Origin of the sequence: Dactylosporangium siamense (assembly GCF_016862795.1) — a bacterium.
GTDB classification, from domain to species: domain Bacteria; phylum Actinomycetota; class Actinomycetes; order Mycobacteriales; family Micromonosporaceae; genus Dactylosporangium; species Dactylosporangium siamense.
On sequence record NZ_BONQ01000029.1, the window covers coordinates 24,015 to 40,749 of the forward strand.

Below are 16,735 nucleotides of genomic sequence, written 5' to 3' on the forward strand. Positions count from 1 at the left end.
TCGTACCCCGGAAAAGGCGCCTTGCTCAGTGCAGGGCGGCGGACAGGAACGCGACCGCCTGCGTGATGGCGGCCTGCGCGGCGCCGGTCCCGCGCAGCGCGTCGAGCGCGACGAAGTCGTGCACGACGCCCTGGTACCGCACGGCGGTCACCGGCACGCCCGCGGCCCGCAGCCTGCCGGCGTAGGCCTCACCCTCGTCGCGCAGGACGTCGGCCTCCGCGACGACGACCAGGGCCGGCGGCAGCCCGGTGAGCTGCTCGACCGTCGCCCGCAACGGCGACGCGGTGATCTCGGCCCGCTGCCGCGGGTCGGTGGTGTACTGGTCCCAGAACCACTTCATCGCGTCGCGGCGCAGGACGTAGCCCTCGGCGAACTCGTGGTAGGAGCCGGTGCCGAACGCGGCGTCGGTGACCGGGTAGAACAGCACCTGCCGGGCGAAGGACACCCCGCCGCGCTGCTTCGCCAGCAGCGTGACCGCCGCGGCGAGGTTCCCGCCGGCGCAGTCCCCGGCGATCGCGACCCTCGCCGGGTCCAGCCCGTGCCCGGCGCCGGACCCGGCGATCCACTGGGCGACCGCGTACACCTCCTCGAGCGCGGTCGGGTACGCCGCCTCCGGCGACAGGCTGTAGTCGGGATACACGACCGCCGCCCCGACCCCGACCGCCAGCTCGCGCACCAGCCGGTCGTGGCTGCCCGGGCCGCCGAACACCCAGCCGAGGCCGTGCACGTAGAGGATCACCGGCAGCGGACCGGCCGCCCCGGGCGGGGCGACGATGCGGACCGGCACCGGCCCGGACGGCCCGGCGACGACCAGGTCGGTCACGTCGGCGCCGGGCAGGAACGGCGGGCGCGCCTGGAGCTCCGCCACGATCCGGCGGCCTTCGGACGGGTCCAGCTGATACAGGAACGGCGGCTCGGCGTAGTCGTCGGCGAACTGCTGGGCGGCCGGCTCCAGCACCACCGCCGCCCGCGCCGCCTCAGAGCCCATGCTGTCGAAGCCACGCCAGGCTGTCGTCGGCGATCGCCCGCCAGCCGCTGTCGATCGTCAGCGAGTGGGCCCGGTCCGGGAAGTCGTGGATGTCGGTGACCGCGTGCGAGTGGCGGTACTGCTTCAGCGTCGCGCGGGTCACCGACTCCGGCACCGTGTGGTCCCGGCCGCCCGTGACGAGCAGCAGCGGCCCGCGCAGCTCGTTGGCCGTGTCGACCTTCGCCGGGGAGTGCGGGTCGAAGTTGGCCGCGGCCGCCTCGAACAGCGGCTTGCCCGGCGCCGGCACCGCCCAGCGGTCGAACAGCTCCTGCGACTCCTGCTCGGTGACCGCGTTGCCGAACGCGAACCGGAACTGCTCCGCCGTCAACGACACCGCCCGGTGCTTGTTCGCCGGGTTCTTGAACACCGGCAGCGTCGCCCGCAGCGCCGACAGCGGCAACGGCAGGACCCCCTTGATCTGCGCGGCGTCGATGGCGACCGCCGCCGCGGCGAGGTCCTGGCCGAGGAGCTTCTGGGCGATCATGCCGCCGAACGAGTGACCGATCAGGATCGGCTTCGCCGGCAGGCCGGCGATGACCTTCGCGTAGTGCGCGACGACGTCGTCGATGCCGTGGTCCGCGACGGCCTCGGGGTGTTCGCGGGCCTCGGCGACGGTCCCGGGCTCACCCGGCCAGCCGGGCGCGACCGGCACGTAGCCGGCCTCCTGGAACAGCTCGACCCAGGGCTGCCAGGACGAGGCGTGCAGCCACAGTCCGTGGATGAAGACGACGGGCGTGCTCATCGGTGTGCTCCTCGCGGTTGCAGAAGTGCGGTCGACGAACGGTAGCGCGCGCCCTGTGGACATTGAGTGGACAGAAACTTGTCGCCCGAAAAGGAGGAGGGCACCCGGCGGACCGAGGTGAAAGGTGGGTGAACGACGAGCAGGAGGTATCCCGATGGCGACGTACCCCACGATCGAGCAGCACGGCCTGATCGGTGACCTGCAGACGACGGCGCTGGTCTCGCAGGACGGCGCGGTGGACTGGTTCTGCGCGCCGCGGATCGACTCACCGAGCATCTTCGCGGCGCTGCTCGACCCGAAGGCGGGCGGACACTTCAAGATCGCCCCGGAGGGTGAGGACCACACCACCCGGCAGCTGTACCTGCCGGGCACCCCGGTGCTGATCACCCGGTTCCTGAGCGACGCGGGCGTCGCCGAGGTCGTCGACTTCATGCCGGTCACCGGCACCGAGGTCACCGACACCCACCGGCTCGTGCGCCTGGTGCGGGTCGTGCGCGGGCAGATGCGGCTGCTGTTCGACTGCCAGCCACGGTTCAACTACGGCCGCGACGAGCACGAGCTGCAGCTGTTCCCCGACGGCGCGGTCTTCCGCAGCGAACAGCAGAACCTGACCGTGCACACCGCGCACCGCGACGGGCCGCTGCTCAACTCGGACAACGTCTGGACCGACGGGACCGGCGGGTTCCAGGCCCTCGCCACGCTGCACGCCGGCGAGATCGCCGGGATCATCCTGGAGACCGGGACCGACGGGCCACCGCAGGCGCTGCCCGCCCGGCAGGTCGAGCGCATGTACGAGGAGACCCGTGACTACTGGCGCGACTGGATCGGCCGCTCCCGGTACACGGGACGCTGGCGGGAGATGGTCGAACGCTCCGCGATGACGCTGAAGCTGCTGACCTACGCGCCGACCGGGGCCCTCGTCGCCGCGCCGACCGCCGGACTGCCGGAGCAGATCGGCGGGGAACGCAACTGGGACTACCGCTACACCTGGGTCCGCGACGCGTCGCTGTCCGTCGGGGCGCTGCTCGGCCTGGGCTACAAGGACGAGGCGCAGGCCTACCTGCGCTGGCTCGACGCGCGGGTCCGCGATGCCAGCGAACGCGGCGCACCGTTGCAGATCATGTACCGCGTCGACGGCTCCCCCGAGCTCGACGAGGAGGTCCTCGGCCACCTCGACGGCTACCGCGACTCCCGCCCGGTCCGGGTCGGCAACGGCGCCGCCGGGCAGCTGCAGCTCGACGTCTTCGGCGAGGCCCTCGAGGCGATGTGGCAGGCCGACCAGGCGGGCCTCGTCGTGACCGCGGCGGGCTGGCGGCACGCCCGCACCGTGCTGGACTGGCTCACCGAGCACTGGGACCAGCCGGAGGACGGCATCTGGGAGACCCGCGGCGGCCGGCAGGACTTCACCTACGGCCGGCTGATGGCCTGGGTCGCGTTCGACCGGGCCATCCGCATCGCCCAGCACCGCGGCCGCCCCGGCCACGTGGCCCGCTGGGCCGCGGCCCGCGACGCGATCTACGAGCAGGTGCTGAGCCGGGCGTACAACGAACAACGCCAGGCGTTCGTCCAGCACTACGCTTCCGACGTCCTCGACGCGGCGCTGCTGGCCATGCCGGCCGTCGGCTTCATCGCCCCGAACGACCCGCAGTGGCATTCCACGCTCGCCGCCATGGACACCGAACTCGTCGCCGACAGCCTCGTGTACCGCTACGACCCGGAGGCGTCCCCGGACGGGCTGCGCGGCTCCGAGGGCACGTTCACCATGTGCACGTTCTGGTACGTCGACGCCCTGGCCCGCTCCGGCCGGCTCGAGGATGCCCGGCTCACCTTCGACAAGATGCTCACGTACAGCAACCAGCTTGGCCTCTACGCCGAGGAGATCGCGCCGAACGGCGACCAGATCGGCAACTTCCCGCAGGCGTTCAGCCACCTCGCGCTCATCAACACCGCGATCCTCCTCGACCAACAACTCACGGCGGCCGCGCACTGAGACCCGAGCGATGGTCAGCGGCTCAGGGCGGCCAGGGACAGCAGCAGGTGGATGGTCTCCGGATACCAGATGTCGGAGTGCGCGCCCAGGGCCGCCGGGCCGCGGTTGAACCGCCAGGCGGCGTCGACGTTGGTCACCTTGCCGAACTCGTCGGTGGTGTACGGCTCGTCCAGCCGGTGCAGCGGCACGGACCGCGCGTCCAGGGCGCCGCGGGCGCCGAGCCCGGGCTCACCCTCCGGGAGCTGATGCCACAGCGACAACGCCCGGTCGTGCGGGGACACGGTGAGCGCGACCGGGCCGACGATCGGGGCGCTGCCGTCGACCAGGGACCGGAACCGGTGCTGGAAGACGTCGGTGCGAGCGGCCATCTGCAGCCCGGTGAAGCTGTCCACGGCGAAGCGGTGCGCGGACGTCCACGGCCACGCCAGGACCCGCTGGTCCGGTGACGCCGCCGCACGGATCGCCTCGCCGAGGAGCCGGCACCCGAAGGAGTGTCCGACGCAGTGCAGGAACTGCCCGCCCGCGGTCCGCAGGGTGTCCGGGCGGTACGGGCTGGTCCTGGTGTGGTCGAGCAGCCCGAGCAGCCCGGCCATGACGTGTGCCGCGTCCCCGGTCGTCGTCATCGCGTGGGCCCGGTCGCGGATCTTGCGGTAGCCGGCGGTCGTCGGCAGGCTCTGCGACGGCCATTGCACCGAGAAGAAGTACGGCCGGAACCCGTCCAGCGCCGGATAGCGGGCCGGATCCTCGGCGTGCAGGTCGCGGATCCCGGCGAACAGGCGGCGGGACGCGGCGTCGGCGCGGCGGCCGGTGTTCTGCCAGCCGTGCACGAAGACGAAGATGTCGGTGACGCCACGCGGCAGGTCCACGAGCGTGCGCAGGTGGGCACCGACCCGGCCGGGCGGGACCCGCTCGCCGCCGGTGAGGAGGGCCCCGTCGGTGTCGAGACGGATCACGTCGAAGTCGGTGAAGTCATCGGCGGTCGGCAGCGGGCTCCGCATCTGTCTCCCATCGGCAGAAGTGTCCGTCGATTCCCTGATACAGCGAGTACGCCAGGCCGAGGGGGTTGCGGTGGTCCCGGGCGAACTCGCGGACAAGCTTGCGCATCGCGGTGCCGAACCGGACATCCCGCTGCCGGGGCAGAATCAGCTCGAACAGGCGGCGGCCGAACTCGCCCGCGAACACGGTCGGCACGTTGACGACCGGGCCGACGACGCAGTTCGCCCGGCGCTGCAGCAGCATCGGGACGAAGTCCGTGAGCGAATTGGAGTTGGCCGCGCCGGCCTTGCAGGCGTTGACCACGACCAGCGGTCCGCGGCTGAACCCGTTGAACAGCCACGACCGCAGGTCCGCGGGTGAGACCGCCTCGCTGTCGTCGAGGCCGAACATCAGCCGCTCCGCATCGGTGCAGTGGCAGCAGAAGTACACCAGGTGGTCGTCGGCTCCGTCGGCGCGAAGCCGGATCCGGAGCTCGTCCTTCGAGGTCCGTTCCTGCACCCTGCCGAACTGGGCGAGCACCCCGAGCACGGGGCCGACGACGGGTGCGTCGGGCTGGCCGTCGTCGCGGATCCGGTCCAGGCTGATGTCGTAGTACGCGCCCGCGTCGACCTGCGTGTCCACCCGGATCGCGGTGTCTGGTCGCTCCTCGATGTCGAAGGTCTGCTCGACGCGGTGCCGGTAGCCGATGAAGGCATCGAGCTCGACCGGAAACTTCGGAGGCAGCGGCTGCCAGATCTGCTCGGGTACGTACAGCATCGCCCACGGCACCACCACGTCATCGGAGCAGACGGTGATGGTCTGCTCGCCGCTGCGGAGCACCCGCGCGATCCGCTCGCCGACCTCGCGAAGCGCCGGATCCCCGTTGAACAGCTGCTGGAAGAGGACATGACCGGCGTCGGCGAGACGGCACCACATGGCGTCGACGAGTTCGTCCGCCAGTTCGCGGAAGTCGAACCTGTCGGCGAAGGGGTGCCGGCGGTAGCTGTGCGCGTCCCGGACGTCGACCAGGTAGGTCGCCCAGTCTTTGAGCAGGTTGTTCACCAGCTCCTGGATCTCCTCCGGAGTGGACTTGAGATGTCCGATGACGCGCATCGCGCTGTCCTCGGACAGACTCCTGCCGTACGCGTGGACCTTGAAGCCGCCGGACACCTTCCAGAAGTCGATCCGGAGGGTGCGGAAGATCCCAGGACATGGGGGGCCCGGAGCGTGGAAGTCGTCGCTGGCGTCGAACTCGTCGTGCAACTCCACCTCGTGCCGGGTCATATGGTCACAGGGTGGCTCAGGCGGGCGGTCCGCGGCGGCCGCACGTCGGTGCGCCGCAGCAGGACGCCGTATGCGGCGTCGTAGACCAGCACCTGCATGCGGGTGACGCCGGAAAGCTCCGGCCGCACCTCGAACCGCAGCTCCGGCAGCGCGACGAGCGGGTCGAGCCGGACGCTGTGCACCAACGGCAGCACGTCGCCGCCCTCGACGCGCAGCACGATGTCGAGGTGGCGGGCGCCGGCCGGCGGCAGGTCGGCGGTGACCGCGGGCGCGGCGACCGTGTAGTGCACCGCGAACGGCTGGTCCAGTCGCAGCTCCGGGCCGAACGCCTCGATCCAGATATCGGTCCTGCGCCCCGGCGGCCCGGCCGCGAACGCGTCGTCGGGCACGGCATCGAGGCCGGCGGCGTGCAGGACGCCCGCTTCGCTGTTGCGGTCTCCGTGCAGGCGGAACAGCACGGCGGCGGCGAGCAACGTCCGACGAGCGCCCGCCGCGTCACCCAGGTGGAGCAGGTACTCGCCCGCCGCCCACTGCAACGCCGCCTGCAGCGGCGACAGCTGGTGCCCGAGCATCGGGTCGACCCGGGCGGCGTCCTGCCGCGCGAAGTCGAGCTGCTCTCGCGCCTCGACCGCGCGGCCGGTGGCGAGCAGCGCCCGCACCAGCACGCAGCGGGCCCTGGTCGCACCGGCGTAGTCGTAGATCCGCTGGAACCGGTACAGGGCCTCGGCGGAACGGTGCACCGCGCGCACTCTGGACCGTTCCGGCTCGACGTCGGGATCGAGCCGCAGCTGGTCGATGCGCAACTCGGCGAGACGCAGCAGCAGGACCGCCGAGCGCAGCGCGTCATCGGCGAACAGGGCCCGCAGGACGTGCAGGGCCTTTGACGCGGACTTCCACTGGTATCGGCGGCAGGACCGCTCCGCGTCGATCCACGTCTCCCAGAACATGAGCTCGTCGTCGTCGGTGTTGACGGTCAGCACCACCGGCAGCCGGTGCAGTGCCACGCTGCGGGTCAGGTCGATCAGCCGGATCAGCGACTTGTCGCCGACCTGGTCGGCGAGCTGGGCGGCCCGGCCGAGCTCGACCGCCGCGTCCCGGAACGCGCCGTGGTGCAGGTGCACCTCGCCGAGACGGCGGTAGGCCTCGGCCTCCTGGCGCAGCGCCGGGCCCGTGTCCTCCCGCAGGTTGGCCCGGCGAGCGGCCCGGGCGAGGCGGTCGTAGGCGAACGCGAGCCCCTCCCCTGCCTGCTTCTCGCCCTCTGCCGCGTTCTCCTCGGCGTACGAGCCCAGCCGGCCGAAGTACCGTCCCAGGGCGAGGTCGACCTCGGTCTCCGCGTCGGCGTCGCCGAGTCGTACCGCGGCGTCGCGGGCCAGCAGGAGCGCCTCGATCATCTGCTCCCGGCTGATGCCGTCCGCACGCTGTCCGCGAGCCTGACCGCGATCCGCCAGCACAGCACGAACCTGCGACGCTGGTGGGCGGCGCCGACGCAGCGCAGCAGGTTGCGGTACTCGGCCCGGACCCACCGGCCGGGCAGCCCGTCACTGATCCTGGGCAGGGCCGTCGCCGCCGCGAACCACCGCAACGGCTGCGGGGCCGGGTTGCGGTCCCGGTAGCCCGCCTCCGACGCGGCGAGGATGAGATCGATCGCCTCCAGGTAGGCCTCGTCGACCCGCTCCAGGATCCTCACCGCGTCGACGGGACCCCGGACCGACACCGCGAAGCTGCGCACCAGCGGGTGCAACTGGTACCGGTCCAGGCCGGTGACCTCGTCAAGCCCGGCGATCGTCAGCAGCTGCCGCTCCGCGAGGCGGCTCACGGTGTTCTCGACCGCGAGCTGCTCCACCCGGTGGCCCGCGGCGTCATAACCGAGCAACGGCGCGAGGACCCACGGCACGAAACTCGGGGACTCGATCAGCGACAGCAGCGCGAACGCCTGGCGTTCGGCCCGGTCCAGCCTCGAGTACTCGCTTTCCACTCGCTCGTGCACCACCGGCAGGTGCCGGCGCAGCGCGTCGGCGCCGGGTTCGCTCTGCCAGCCGCGCAAGCGCAGCGCCGCCGGGGCGAGCGCCCCGCCGTCCCGGACGATCTCGTCGCCGACCGCCCGGATCGCCAGCGGGAGCCGGCCGACCCGGTCGACGATCTCGATGGCGAACTTGCGGTCCTCGTCGAGGGTGTTGGAGACGGCCCGCAGCATGGCAAGCCCGTCGTCCATGCTGGGCACGTCGAGGGCGAGCGACTCCACGCCCAGCGCCGGACCCAGGTTCCGGCGACTGGTGACGATGACCGCGCAGTTGGCCCCGGCCGGGATCAGCCGAGCCACCTGCTCGTGGTCGCGGGCCGCGTCCAGGACCACCAGGATGCGCGCGGTCGCGGTCAGGGAGCGGAAGAGCGCCGCGCGGTCGTTGGTCGACATCGGCAGCTCGGCGTCGGGCCGCAGGTCGGCGAGGAAGCTCTTGAGGATCTCCGCCTCCGGCCGGATGTTGCCGGCGTTGCCCAGGTTGGCGTACAGCTGCCCGTCGGGGAACTCGGCCGCGAGGGTGAGCGCGAACTCCCGGGCGAGCGCCGATTTCCCGACGCCCGGCAGGCCGTGGATGGGCAGGATGATCGCGCCGTTGGAGGCTTCCGGTTCCCGCAGCCGCTCGTACCGCTCCCGCAGCTCGGCCAGATGGCGCGTGCGGCCCCGGAAGGTCGCCAGCCGTGGCAGCCTGCCGCCGACCACCTGCGTCGCCGGCAGCGGGCCCACCGGCCGGGGCCGGCGGGCGGCCCACAGCGCCAGTCCCGTGGCCACGCCCAGCAGCACCGCGCCGGCCAGCCGCAGCGGCATCGGGCCCGACCAGATCAGCAGCCCTCCCGCGGCCGCCGACGCCACGGCAACGGACCAGAACATCACCCGGGTCATGTCCCACCTCCCAGCACCGCCGTGTGGTGTGCCGCCAGGTGCTGGCGGACCCGGGTCAGCCGCTCCCGGGCCCGCGCCGACGCGGCACTGCGTTCGATGGACTCGTACAGCTGCTCCGCCGCCCGCCACAGGTCCACGGCCTCCGCGATGTAGCCACGCTCGGCCTGGACCTCGCCGAGCCGTTCGGCGGCGGTGGCCTCCACCCAGGCGTCACCGCAGTTGTGGAACGTCTCCAGCGCCTCGGCGAGGAACCGCACCGCGCTGTCGGGGTCGTCCACGGCGAGGACCCGGCCGATGATCTCGCGGCAGTGCGCGCTGCCGTAGCGGTGCCGCATCCCGCCGAAGCGGTTCAACGCGTCCAGTGCGAGCTCCAGCACCTGCTCGTGCTGCCCCCGATGCCGGGCGACCTGCGCCTGCTCGTAACCGATCCAGCTGCGCGAGAGCTCCTGCTGCTGCTGCTCGGCGTCCTGAGCGCCGTGCCGCAGCACCCACTCGGCCTCGTCCAGCTGGTCGAGCGCGATCAGGACCCGGCTCTCCGCGTAGGCCAGGGCCGGCAGCTGCCGGCGCTGGCCGGCCTCCGCTTCGGCCCGGTCCCGCGCCTCCCTGATCAGCGGCAGCCCGGCGGCGGGGTGGGCGCCGAGGGACTCGACGATCGCGCGTTCCCGCAGCAACCGGATCTCCTCCGACGGGTTCGGGGTGGCCCGGCACAGGTCGCTCGCCGCGGCGAGCAGCCGGCGCGCGTCGTCGAGCTGCCGCTGGCGGCGGTGCAGCTTCGCCCGGATGCGCAGGGCCCGCACGTGCGGCAACGGGTACTCGACCGGCAGCGACGCCAGCAGGTCCCGGACGTCCTCCAGGCCACCCAGTTCGGCGTGCAGCTCGGCGAGCATCGCGGTCGCCTCGGCCGCGGCCTCCCGGTCGCCGCAGTCACGGGCCAGCGCCACCGCGTCGCGGGTGTTCTTGAACGCCCGGGAGATGTTGCCCTTGTCGAGGGTCTGCTGCTCCGTTTCGAAGACGTCGGCGAGGTCCACCTGCTGCGTGCTGCGCCCCTCGCGGGCCGCGTCCAGCCGCGCGGTCGCCGCCGCGCGCTCGGTGTCGTCGTACCGGTCGCCGGCCCGCCGGCGCGCGTAGCGCTCGACGTGCTCCAGCAGCCGGAACTCCTGCACACCGACCGCGTCCACGCTGTGCCGCTCCAGCAGGCCGACGCCGGTGAGCCGCAGTGAGTACTCGAACGCCTCCCCGTCCAGGACGACCTCGCCGAGCAGCGCGGCCAGCTCCCAGTGCGCGAAGTTGCGCCGGTCCAACAGCCCGAGCGCGACCAGGGCGTCCTGCTCGCCACTGGTCAGCATGCTGTACGCGAGGTCCAGCGCGTTGTCGAAGGTGCCTTCACGACCGCCACCGCCGCGGGCCATCCGCCCCAGCGCGACGTCGAGCCGGCTGTTGGGCCGGTTCGCCAGCGCCATGCCGACCAGCTGGATCGCCAGCGGATGGTAGGCGGCGGCCCGCACCAGCTGCCGCGCCGCACCCTGCTCGGCCACGATCCGCGCGTTGCCGACGATCGCGGCCAGCATCTGCAGCGCCGCGGCCGGCTCCAGCCGCCCGAGGTCGAAGTCCTTGCCGGGCAGGTCGTCGAGCCGGTTGCGGGACGTGATGACCACCGCGCACCAGCGGGTCCGCGGCAGCAGCGGCCGGACCAGCGCCGCCCCGGTCACGTCGTCGAGGACGATCAGCAGCTGGTTGTCCTCGCCGAGCCGGCGCAGCAGCCGGCGGTACATGACGGCCTGCCGCCACGGACTGTCGGGGACGACGGTGCCGGCCGGGCTGAGCGCGGCAATGAACCGGCGGCGCACGGCGACGATCGCGTCGCCGGCCGGGGTCTCCGGCACGAACCTCGCGAACAGCTCACCGGCCTTGAACTTCGGTGCGGCGCGGTGGGCGGTGTACACGGCCAGCGCCGTCTTGCCGATGCCGGCCACACCGTGCAGGTTGGCCACCCGACGCCGCTGGACGGCGTCCTCGAGGTAGGCCTGCAGTTCCGCGACCTCGGCCTCCCTGCCGGTGAGGTGGGTCGGCGGCGGCGGCAGGTTCGACGGCGCGACATACCCGGCGGGCCGCAGCCCACCGCGGGAGACGACCGCCGGGCCGGCGACCGCGACCAGAAAGCCGGCCAGCGCCGCGGCGAACGCCTGCCACCCGTCCCGCTCGATGGCGGCGACCGCGACGACACTCACGACGATGACCAGCACCAGGGCGGTGGCCCGCACCGGCACGATCCGGAGTCGTTCGGGCGGTCGCGTCATGAGGCCCCCCTCGCGGTGAGTGCTCCCAGCATGACGCAGCGCTGCCGCTCACGCCATCCACGATCGGTTGGATGATCGCCCCGAACGTCGATCTTCGCCAGTGCCGTCGGTGGATCGGTTTCCGGTTTCCAGTTTCCGGTTTCCGGCAGAATGGCCGGGTGACGATGCGCCGGCCCGGGTTCGCTGTGATCGCCGCGCCGTCGGCGTTGGGGCTGCAGGTCGACGGGGTCGCCGGGCTGCCCGACGCGCTGCTCGAGGCCGGGCTCGGGGACCTCCTCGGCGCACGGTTCGCCGGCCGGGTCGAGGCCCCGCCGCGACAGGACGGCGTCGACCCCGTGACCGGCGTCCGCAACGCGGGCGGCGTCGCCGGCTACGCCCACCGGCTCGCCGGGACGGTCGCCGAGGTCCTCGACCGGGGCGAGTTCCCGGTGGTGCTCGGCGGTGACTGCTCGATCCTGCTCGGCAGCCTCCTGGCGCTGCGCCGGCGCGGGCGGCACGGGCTGCTGTTCCTGGACGGGCACGCCGACTTCTACCAGCCGGACACCGACTCCGAGGCCGAGGCCGCGTCGATGGAGCTCGCGTTCGCCACCGGCCGCGGCCCGGCACTCCTGGCGGACCTCGACGGCACCGGACCGTTGCTGCGGGACGAGGACGTGGCGGCCTTCGGGATGCGCGACGCGGAGGAACAGGCCGCCGCCGGCTGCGCCCCGCTCCCCGACACCCTGCGGTCGTGGGACCTCGACCGGATCCGCCGGGTCGGGGTGGCCCGGGCCGCCGCCGAGGCGGTGGCCCACGTGGCCCGGCCCGAGCTCGACGGGTGCTGGATCCACGTCGACGCCGACGTGGTCGACGACGCGGTCATGCCGGCCGTCGACTACCGGCTCGCCGGCGGGCTGAGCTGGGCCGAACTGCACACCGTCCTGGCCACCGCGATGGCCGGCGGACGCGTCGTCGGCTTCGAGGTGACCATCTACAACCCGGACCTGGACCCCGGCCGCACCGCCGGCCGCGCCCTCGCCACCACGATCGGCGGCGCCCTGACCCGGGCGTGATGATCGTGTGGAGGTACCGGGCGGATGGCGTGCAAGCCGTCGCCGGGACGGTGTCGCGCACCTACCGTCGGCAGGTATGCAGACAGTGGATGTACTGGTCGTGGGCGCGGGACTGGCCGGGCTGCACACGGCGCGGCTGCTCGCGCGGCAGGATCTGGACGTTCTCGTCGTGGACCGGCGCCGGTCACTGTCGGCGGGCATCCGCACCACCGGGATCTTCGTGCGCCGCACCCTGGACGACTTCGACCTGCCGGCGCACCTGCTCGGGCCCGGCGTCCGGGACGTGCTGCTCTACCCGCCCTCACGGCGCGCGCCGATCCGGCTCACCAGCGACCGCGACGAGTACCGGGTCGCCGACATGGCCGGCATCTACGAGCACGCCCGGCACGCGGCGGAGTCGGCCGGGGCGCGCGTCCAACTCGGTGTCCGATACACGGGCATCACGGCGACGGCCGCGGGGCGCAGCGGCATCACGGCGACAGCCGCGGGGTACACCGGCATCACCGGGCACACCGCGACCTTCGAGCAGGCGGAGCCGGTCCGGGCCCGGTTCGTCGTCGGCGCTGACGGCGCGCGGTCCCGGGTGGCCCGCGACCTCGGCCTCGACGTCAACCGGCGGATGCTCGTCGGCGCCGAGATCATCCATCCGGTCGCATCGACGACCTCCACGCCGGCGTTTCATTGTGTACTGGACCCGCGCGTCGCCCCCGGATACCTCGGCTGGGTCATCGACGACGGCCGGCACGCGCACGTCGGTGTCGCCGGCTACCCGGGCGCGATGCGGGCCGGCGTGCGGCACCTGCTGGACACGTTCGCCGCCGACGCCCCCGGCGGGGTGGCACCGGCCGGCCCGGTGGAGCGGCGCGGCGGGCCGATCCCGGTCGGTGGGGTGCTGCGCCGGATCGCGTGCCCGGGCGGTCTGCTCGTCGGCGACGCCGCGGGCGCGGTGTCGCCGTTGACCGCCGGCGGCCTCGACCCGTGCCTGCGCATGTCGGAGCTGGCCGCGACCGTCACGGCCGGCTACCTGCGCACCGGCGACGAGCAGCTGCTGCGCGGCTACGACGGCGGCGCGTTCCGGGCCCGGTTCCGGGGGCGGCTGCTGCTGCGCCAGGTCCTCGCCGGCGTCCGCTCCCCCGCCGCCGCCGAGGCCGCGGTCGCCGTGCTGCGCACCCGGGCCGGCCGGGCCGTCGCCGCCCGGGTCCTGTTCGGCGACGGCTCGTTCCCCGACGTCGCCCCGCGGCTGGCGGTGACCGGCGCCTCCTGAGCTGGCGGCGCACGGGTCAGCCGGCGAGCAGGCCGGCCCGGAGCTTGGTGAGGGCGGCGGCCTGGAGCCGGGACACGTGCATCTGGGACATGCCGAGCTGGTCCGCGATCTGCGACTGCGTCAGGTTGCCCGAGAACCGCATCGCGACGATGCGCTGCTCCCGCGCCGGCAGGCGGGCGAGCAGCGGCCGCAGTGCCTCGCGGACCTCGACCTGCTCGATCTCGGGATCGGCGCCGCCGAGCAGGTCGCCGAGGCCGGTGACCTCACCGTCGCCGCCGTGCACGGGCGCGTCGAGCGACGCCGTCTGGTAGGCCTGCCCGGCCTCCATCCCCTCGATGATCTCTTCCTCGGTGGCGTCGAGGTGCACGGCCAGATCGGTGACCGTCGGCGACCGGCCGAGCGTTTGCGTGAGCTCCTCGGTGACCCGGCTGATCCGCATCCGGATCTCCTGGAGCCGGCGGGGCACCCGCACGTCCCAGCATTTGTCGCGGAAGTGCCGCTTGAGCTCGCCGGTGATCATCGGGATGGCGTAGCTGGTGAAGGCCGAGCCGCGCCCGGGGTCGAACCGGTCGACCGCCTTGACCAGGCCCAGGTTCGCCACCTGCGCGAGGTCGTCGAAGAGTTCGCCGCGGTTGCGGAAGCGCTGCGCCAGGTACCTGGCCAGCGGCAGGTACATCTCGATGAGCCGGGCGCGGATCCGTTGCCGGTCGGCGCTTCCCTCGGGCAGGTCCGCCATCAGCGACAGCAGCGACATCGCGGCGGAGTCCATCGCATCCCGCGATCCGGACGCATCCCGCGACCCGGACCGGGAGGTGGACAGCGTGGATTCGGCAGTTGCGGACATGGGGCATCCATCCTTCAGAGGAGGCGCGCGGCGCAGGCCCGCTTCCGTCTTGGCACCCGTTGCTTGAGTGCGCGGTGGGGCGGCCACGCTGCGGGCCGGGTGGCAAGGATCGCCGCTGCTGGACGATGCGCGAACCGGGCCCTTTCCTCGACCGTAGCCCGGCCCCCCGGCACCCGGAAGGCCTGGACCAAGATTTTGCGTCGTTTTTTGCGTCGATTTTTTCGGGGTCGAAGCCGGGGATCGGGTGTGGCAGGCTGAGCCGTGTGCGGAGCATCGACGCCCTGTTCGTGGATGGGTCCGGCATGCTCCGCGGGTTGTTCCCGCCCGGCCCGCTGATCTTCCCCGTCGCCGCCACCGAGATCCTCGCGCTCGACGCCGCCGTCCGCGTCGCCACCACCGGACACCAGATCCAGCCCGGCGCGCCGCGTCCCTGGCTCGAGCCGTTGATCGGCTACCTCAGCCGGCGCCTGCCGGCGTTCGAGCGGGCCCTGTCCGCCGAGCCCGCGGTCGTCCAGAGGTCCCTGGACCGCGCGGCCGAGCGGCTGGCCGCGCTCGAGGATCTCGGCGCTCCCGCCGTCGTGCTGGATGCGGCACGCCGGCACGCCCGCGCGGTGGGTGCCGCATCCTGGTCCGTCTCGATCGACCTCGCCGCGTGGATCCCTGATCCGGCCGCGATCGCCGCGACCGTGGACGTCGACCGGTGGCCGACCCGGCCGCCGGTCGTCACCGCGGACATCTCCGACCTCGTGCTGCTCGCCGCGCTGTGCACCGTCGGCCCGCACGCCGCCTCGGTGCGGGTCGACGACGCCGGGCGCGGGCGCGACGGGCACGGGCTCCGCTGGCGTGGGCTCGGCGGCATCGGCGAGGACCGGCCCGGCCCCGAACCCGGTCTGGTCCCCGACGGCGGCGTCGTCGTCGAACTGGCCGTCGACGACGAACGGGTGCACCGCCTGCAGTTCGCGGGCGCCTACCTCGCGGTGGAGCTGGCGTGACGCAGCCCGGTCAGGACGGCATGCGGGCGGTGAGCGCGTCGTGCAACGTGGTCAGGGCGCTGATGCGGTCCCGGAGCTGGTCGACGCGCTCCCGGGCCACCCGCATCGCGGTGGCGCAGCCGCCCTGGTCACCGAAGGCCGGCGGCAGCGGCTGGTCCAGGAACCTGACGAAGCACCGCACGTCGGCGACGGTGAAGCCGATGGCCAGCAGCTCCCGGATGTTGTTGACCCGCAGGACCGCGCCGTCCGGATAGCTGCGGTAGCCGTTGCCGGACCGCTCGCTGTGCAGCAGGCCTTCGGCTTCGTAGTGGCGCAGGGTCCGGGTGGTGACGCCGGCCGCCCGCGCGAGCTCCCCGATCCGCATCCAGTTACTCTGCCAGGCGCACCAGGACCGTGCCGACGAAGCGTCCGGCGAACAGGTCCAGCAGCGCCTGCGGTGCGGCTTCGAGACCGTCGACCACGGTGTGCGCGAAGTCCAGCCGGTGTTCGTCCACCAGCTGCAGGTAGGCGGGTTCCAGCGCCGGGTCGCCAGTGACGCCGTGCAGCGACAGCCGGCCGCGGATCACCGTGAGCAGGTCGATGGTCGGTTCGGCGGCACCGCCGAGCTGCTGGGCGAGGGCACCGCAGAGCGCGACCCGCCCGCCCGGGTTCAGCGTGGGCAGCGTCACGGTCAGCAGCGGCCCGCCGACCGTGTCGACGTAGACGTCCGGGGCGACCTCCAGCAGCTGCTTGGCGACGGTGGCCGGGTCGCGGTGCTCGAAGGCGTCGTCGTACCCGAGCCGGTTGACGAGTTGCGGCACCTTCGCCGCCGTGCCGGTGCTGCCGACGACCCGCCCCGCACCCATCGCCCGGGCCAGCCGCCCGGCGACGCTGCCGACGGCACCGGCCGCGCCCGACACGTACACCGTCTCCCCCGGCCGGAGCCCGGCGGCCACCAGCCCGGTGTACGCGGTCAGCCCGTTGGACAGCAGCAGCACCGGATTGTCGCCGTCGACCACCCGGCACTGCGCCGCGTCCAGCAGCGTGAGCTCCTGCCAGCCCCGCATGTGCACGACGGCACTGCCGGCCGGCACCGCCGGATCGCTGGACGCGACGACCGTGCCGAGGGTCTTGCCCGCCATCGTCGGCAGCAGTGACCGCATCACCGCGCCGAGCAGCATGAACCGGTTGCGCACCAGCACCTGTCCGGCGCCGGGCTCGGCGACGTCCTCGGTGGTGACGGTGAAGTCCGTGGCGTGGGTCGCGGCCCCGGTCGCCTGGACGCGTCTGCTCCGCATGGCCGGAACCGTAAACGTTGCCGCATGCGGCAAGGTCAAGCGCGAAAAAGCGCTGCGGTGGCCGCATCGAGCTGGGTGTGCCGGGTAGTGAC

General features: G+C 73.2%; 14 protein-coding genes. 4 read left to right on the top strand and 10 right to left on the bottom strand.

The genetic code is table 11. The features are described from left to right. Positions 1-25: 25 nt before the first annotated feature. Entirely contained in the window at positions 26-988 is a 963-nt protein-coding gene (locus Dsi01nite_RS09660) for an alpha/beta hydrolase (protein ID WP_203845724.1), read from the bottom strand. Beyond that, positions 978-1,769 (bottom strand): alpha/beta hydrolase, encoded by a 792-nt coding sequence (locus Dsi01nite_RS09665; RefSeq protein ID WP_203845725.1) that lies wholly within the window; start codon positions 1,767-1,769, stop codon positions 978-980. The genes Dsi01nite_RS09660 and Dsi01nite_RS09665 overlap by 11 nt, the downstream gene beginning before the upstream one ends. A 154-nt stretch (positions 1,770-1,923) precedes the next feature. Here Dsi01nite_RS09665 and Dsi01nite_RS09670 point away from each other — a divergent pair, with 154 nt between their 5' ends. Further along, on the top strand, positions 1,924-3,759 hold the full coding sequence (locus Dsi01nite_RS09670) for a glycoside hydrolase family 15 protein (protein ID WP_203845726.1): 1,836 nt from the start codon (positions 1,924-1,926) through the stop codon (positions 3,757-3,759). 14 nt (positions 3,760-3,773) lie between these two features. Here Dsi01nite_RS09670 and Dsi01nite_RS09675 read toward each other — a convergent pair whose 3' ends face one another. From Dsi01nite_RS09675 to Dsi01nite_RS09695, 5 genes are read right to left on the bottom strand one after another with little or no spacing between them, the layout of a single operon-like run. Beyond that, entirely contained in the window at positions 3,774-4,757 is a 984-nt protein-coding gene (locus Dsi01nite_RS09675; protein WP_203845727.1) for an alpha/beta hydrolase, read from the bottom strand. Then, positions 4,729-6,018 (bottom strand): hypothetical protein, encoded by a 1,290-nt coding sequence (locus tag Dsi01nite_RS09680; RefSeq protein ID WP_203845728.1) that lies wholly within the window; start codon positions 6,016-6,018, stop codon positions 4,729-4,731. The genes Dsi01nite_RS09675 and Dsi01nite_RS09680 overlap by 29 nt, the downstream gene beginning before the upstream one ends. Further along, positions 6,015-7,409 carry a hypothetical protein gene (locus tag Dsi01nite_RS09685; protein ID WP_203845729.1) on the bottom strand — a complete coding sequence of 465 codons (1,395 nt, stop codon included), beginning with the start codon at positions 7,407-7,409 and terminating at the stop codon, positions 6,015-6,017. Before Dsi01nite_RS09685 ends, Dsi01nite_RS09680 begins: the two co-directional genes overlap by 4 nt. Continuing rightward, a complete protein-coding gene (locus tag Dsi01nite_RS09690) occupies positions 7,406-8,917 on the bottom strand; it encodes an AAA family ATPase (protein ID WP_203845730.1) in 1,512 nt (503 codons plus the stop codon). The genes Dsi01nite_RS09685 and Dsi01nite_RS09690 overlap by 4 nt, the downstream gene beginning before the upstream one ends. Further along, the gene (locus Dsi01nite_RS09695; protein WP_203845731.1) at positions 8,914-11,214 is read right to left on the bottom strand and encodes an ATP-binding protein; all 2,301 of its coding nucleotides are present in this window, start codon (positions 11,212-11,214) and stop codon (positions 8,914-8,916) included. Before Dsi01nite_RS09695 ends, Dsi01nite_RS09690 begins: the two co-directional genes overlap by 4 nt. Positions 11,215-11,378: 164 nt before the next feature. Between Dsi01nite_RS09695 and Dsi01nite_RS09700 the strand changes: the two genes are divergently transcribed. Beyond that, on the top strand, positions 11,379-12,266 hold the full coding sequence (locus Dsi01nite_RS09700) for an arginase family protein (RefSeq protein WP_239135806.1): 888 nt from the start codon (positions 11,379-11,381) through the stop codon (positions 12,264-12,266). A 76-nt stretch (positions 12,267-12,342) separates the two neighbouring features. Further along, the gene (locus tag Dsi01nite_RS09705) at positions 12,343-13,530 is read left to right on the top strand and encodes an FAD-dependent oxidoreductase (protein WP_203845733.1); all 1,188 of its coding nucleotides are present in this window, start codon (positions 12,343-12,345) and stop codon (positions 13,528-13,530) included. 16 nt (positions 13,531-13,546) lie between these two features. Here Dsi01nite_RS09705 and Dsi01nite_RS09710 read toward each other — a convergent pair whose 3' ends face one another. Further along, positions 13,547-14,374, bottom strand: coding sequence for an RNA polymerase sigma factor SigF (locus Dsi01nite_RS09710; RefSeq protein WP_203845734.1), 828 nt, complete (start codon positions 14,372-14,374; stop codon positions 13,547-13,549). A 263-nt stretch (positions 14,375-14,637) separates the two neighbouring features. On the opposite strand from Dsi01nite_RS09710, the gene Dsi01nite_RS09715 reads away from it, so the two are divergent. Continuing rightward, positions 14,638-15,366 (top strand): hypothetical protein, encoded by a 729-nt coding sequence (locus Dsi01nite_RS09715; protein ID WP_203845735.1) that lies wholly within the window; start codon positions 14,638-14,640, stop codon positions 15,364-15,366. A gap of 10 nt (positions 15,367-15,376) precedes the next feature. Here Dsi01nite_RS09715 and Dsi01nite_RS09720 read toward each other — a convergent pair whose 3' ends face one another. Both Dsi01nite_RS09720 and Dsi01nite_RS09725 read right to left on the bottom strand, forming a co-directional pair. Next, the gene (locus tag Dsi01nite_RS09720) at positions 15,377-15,730 is read right to left on the bottom strand and encodes a MerR family transcriptional regulator (RefSeq protein ID WP_203845736.1); all 354 of its coding nucleotides are present in this window, start codon (positions 15,728-15,730) and stop codon (positions 15,377-15,379) included. A 4-nt stretch (positions 15,731-15,734) separates the two neighbouring features. Beyond that, positions 15,735-16,643 (bottom strand): MDR family NADP-dependent oxidoreductase, encoded by a 909-nt coding sequence (locus tag Dsi01nite_RS09725; protein ID WP_203845737.1) that lies wholly within the window; start codon positions 16,641-16,643, stop codon positions 15,735-15,737. Between the last annotated feature and the right edge of the window lie 92 nt (positions 16,644-16,735).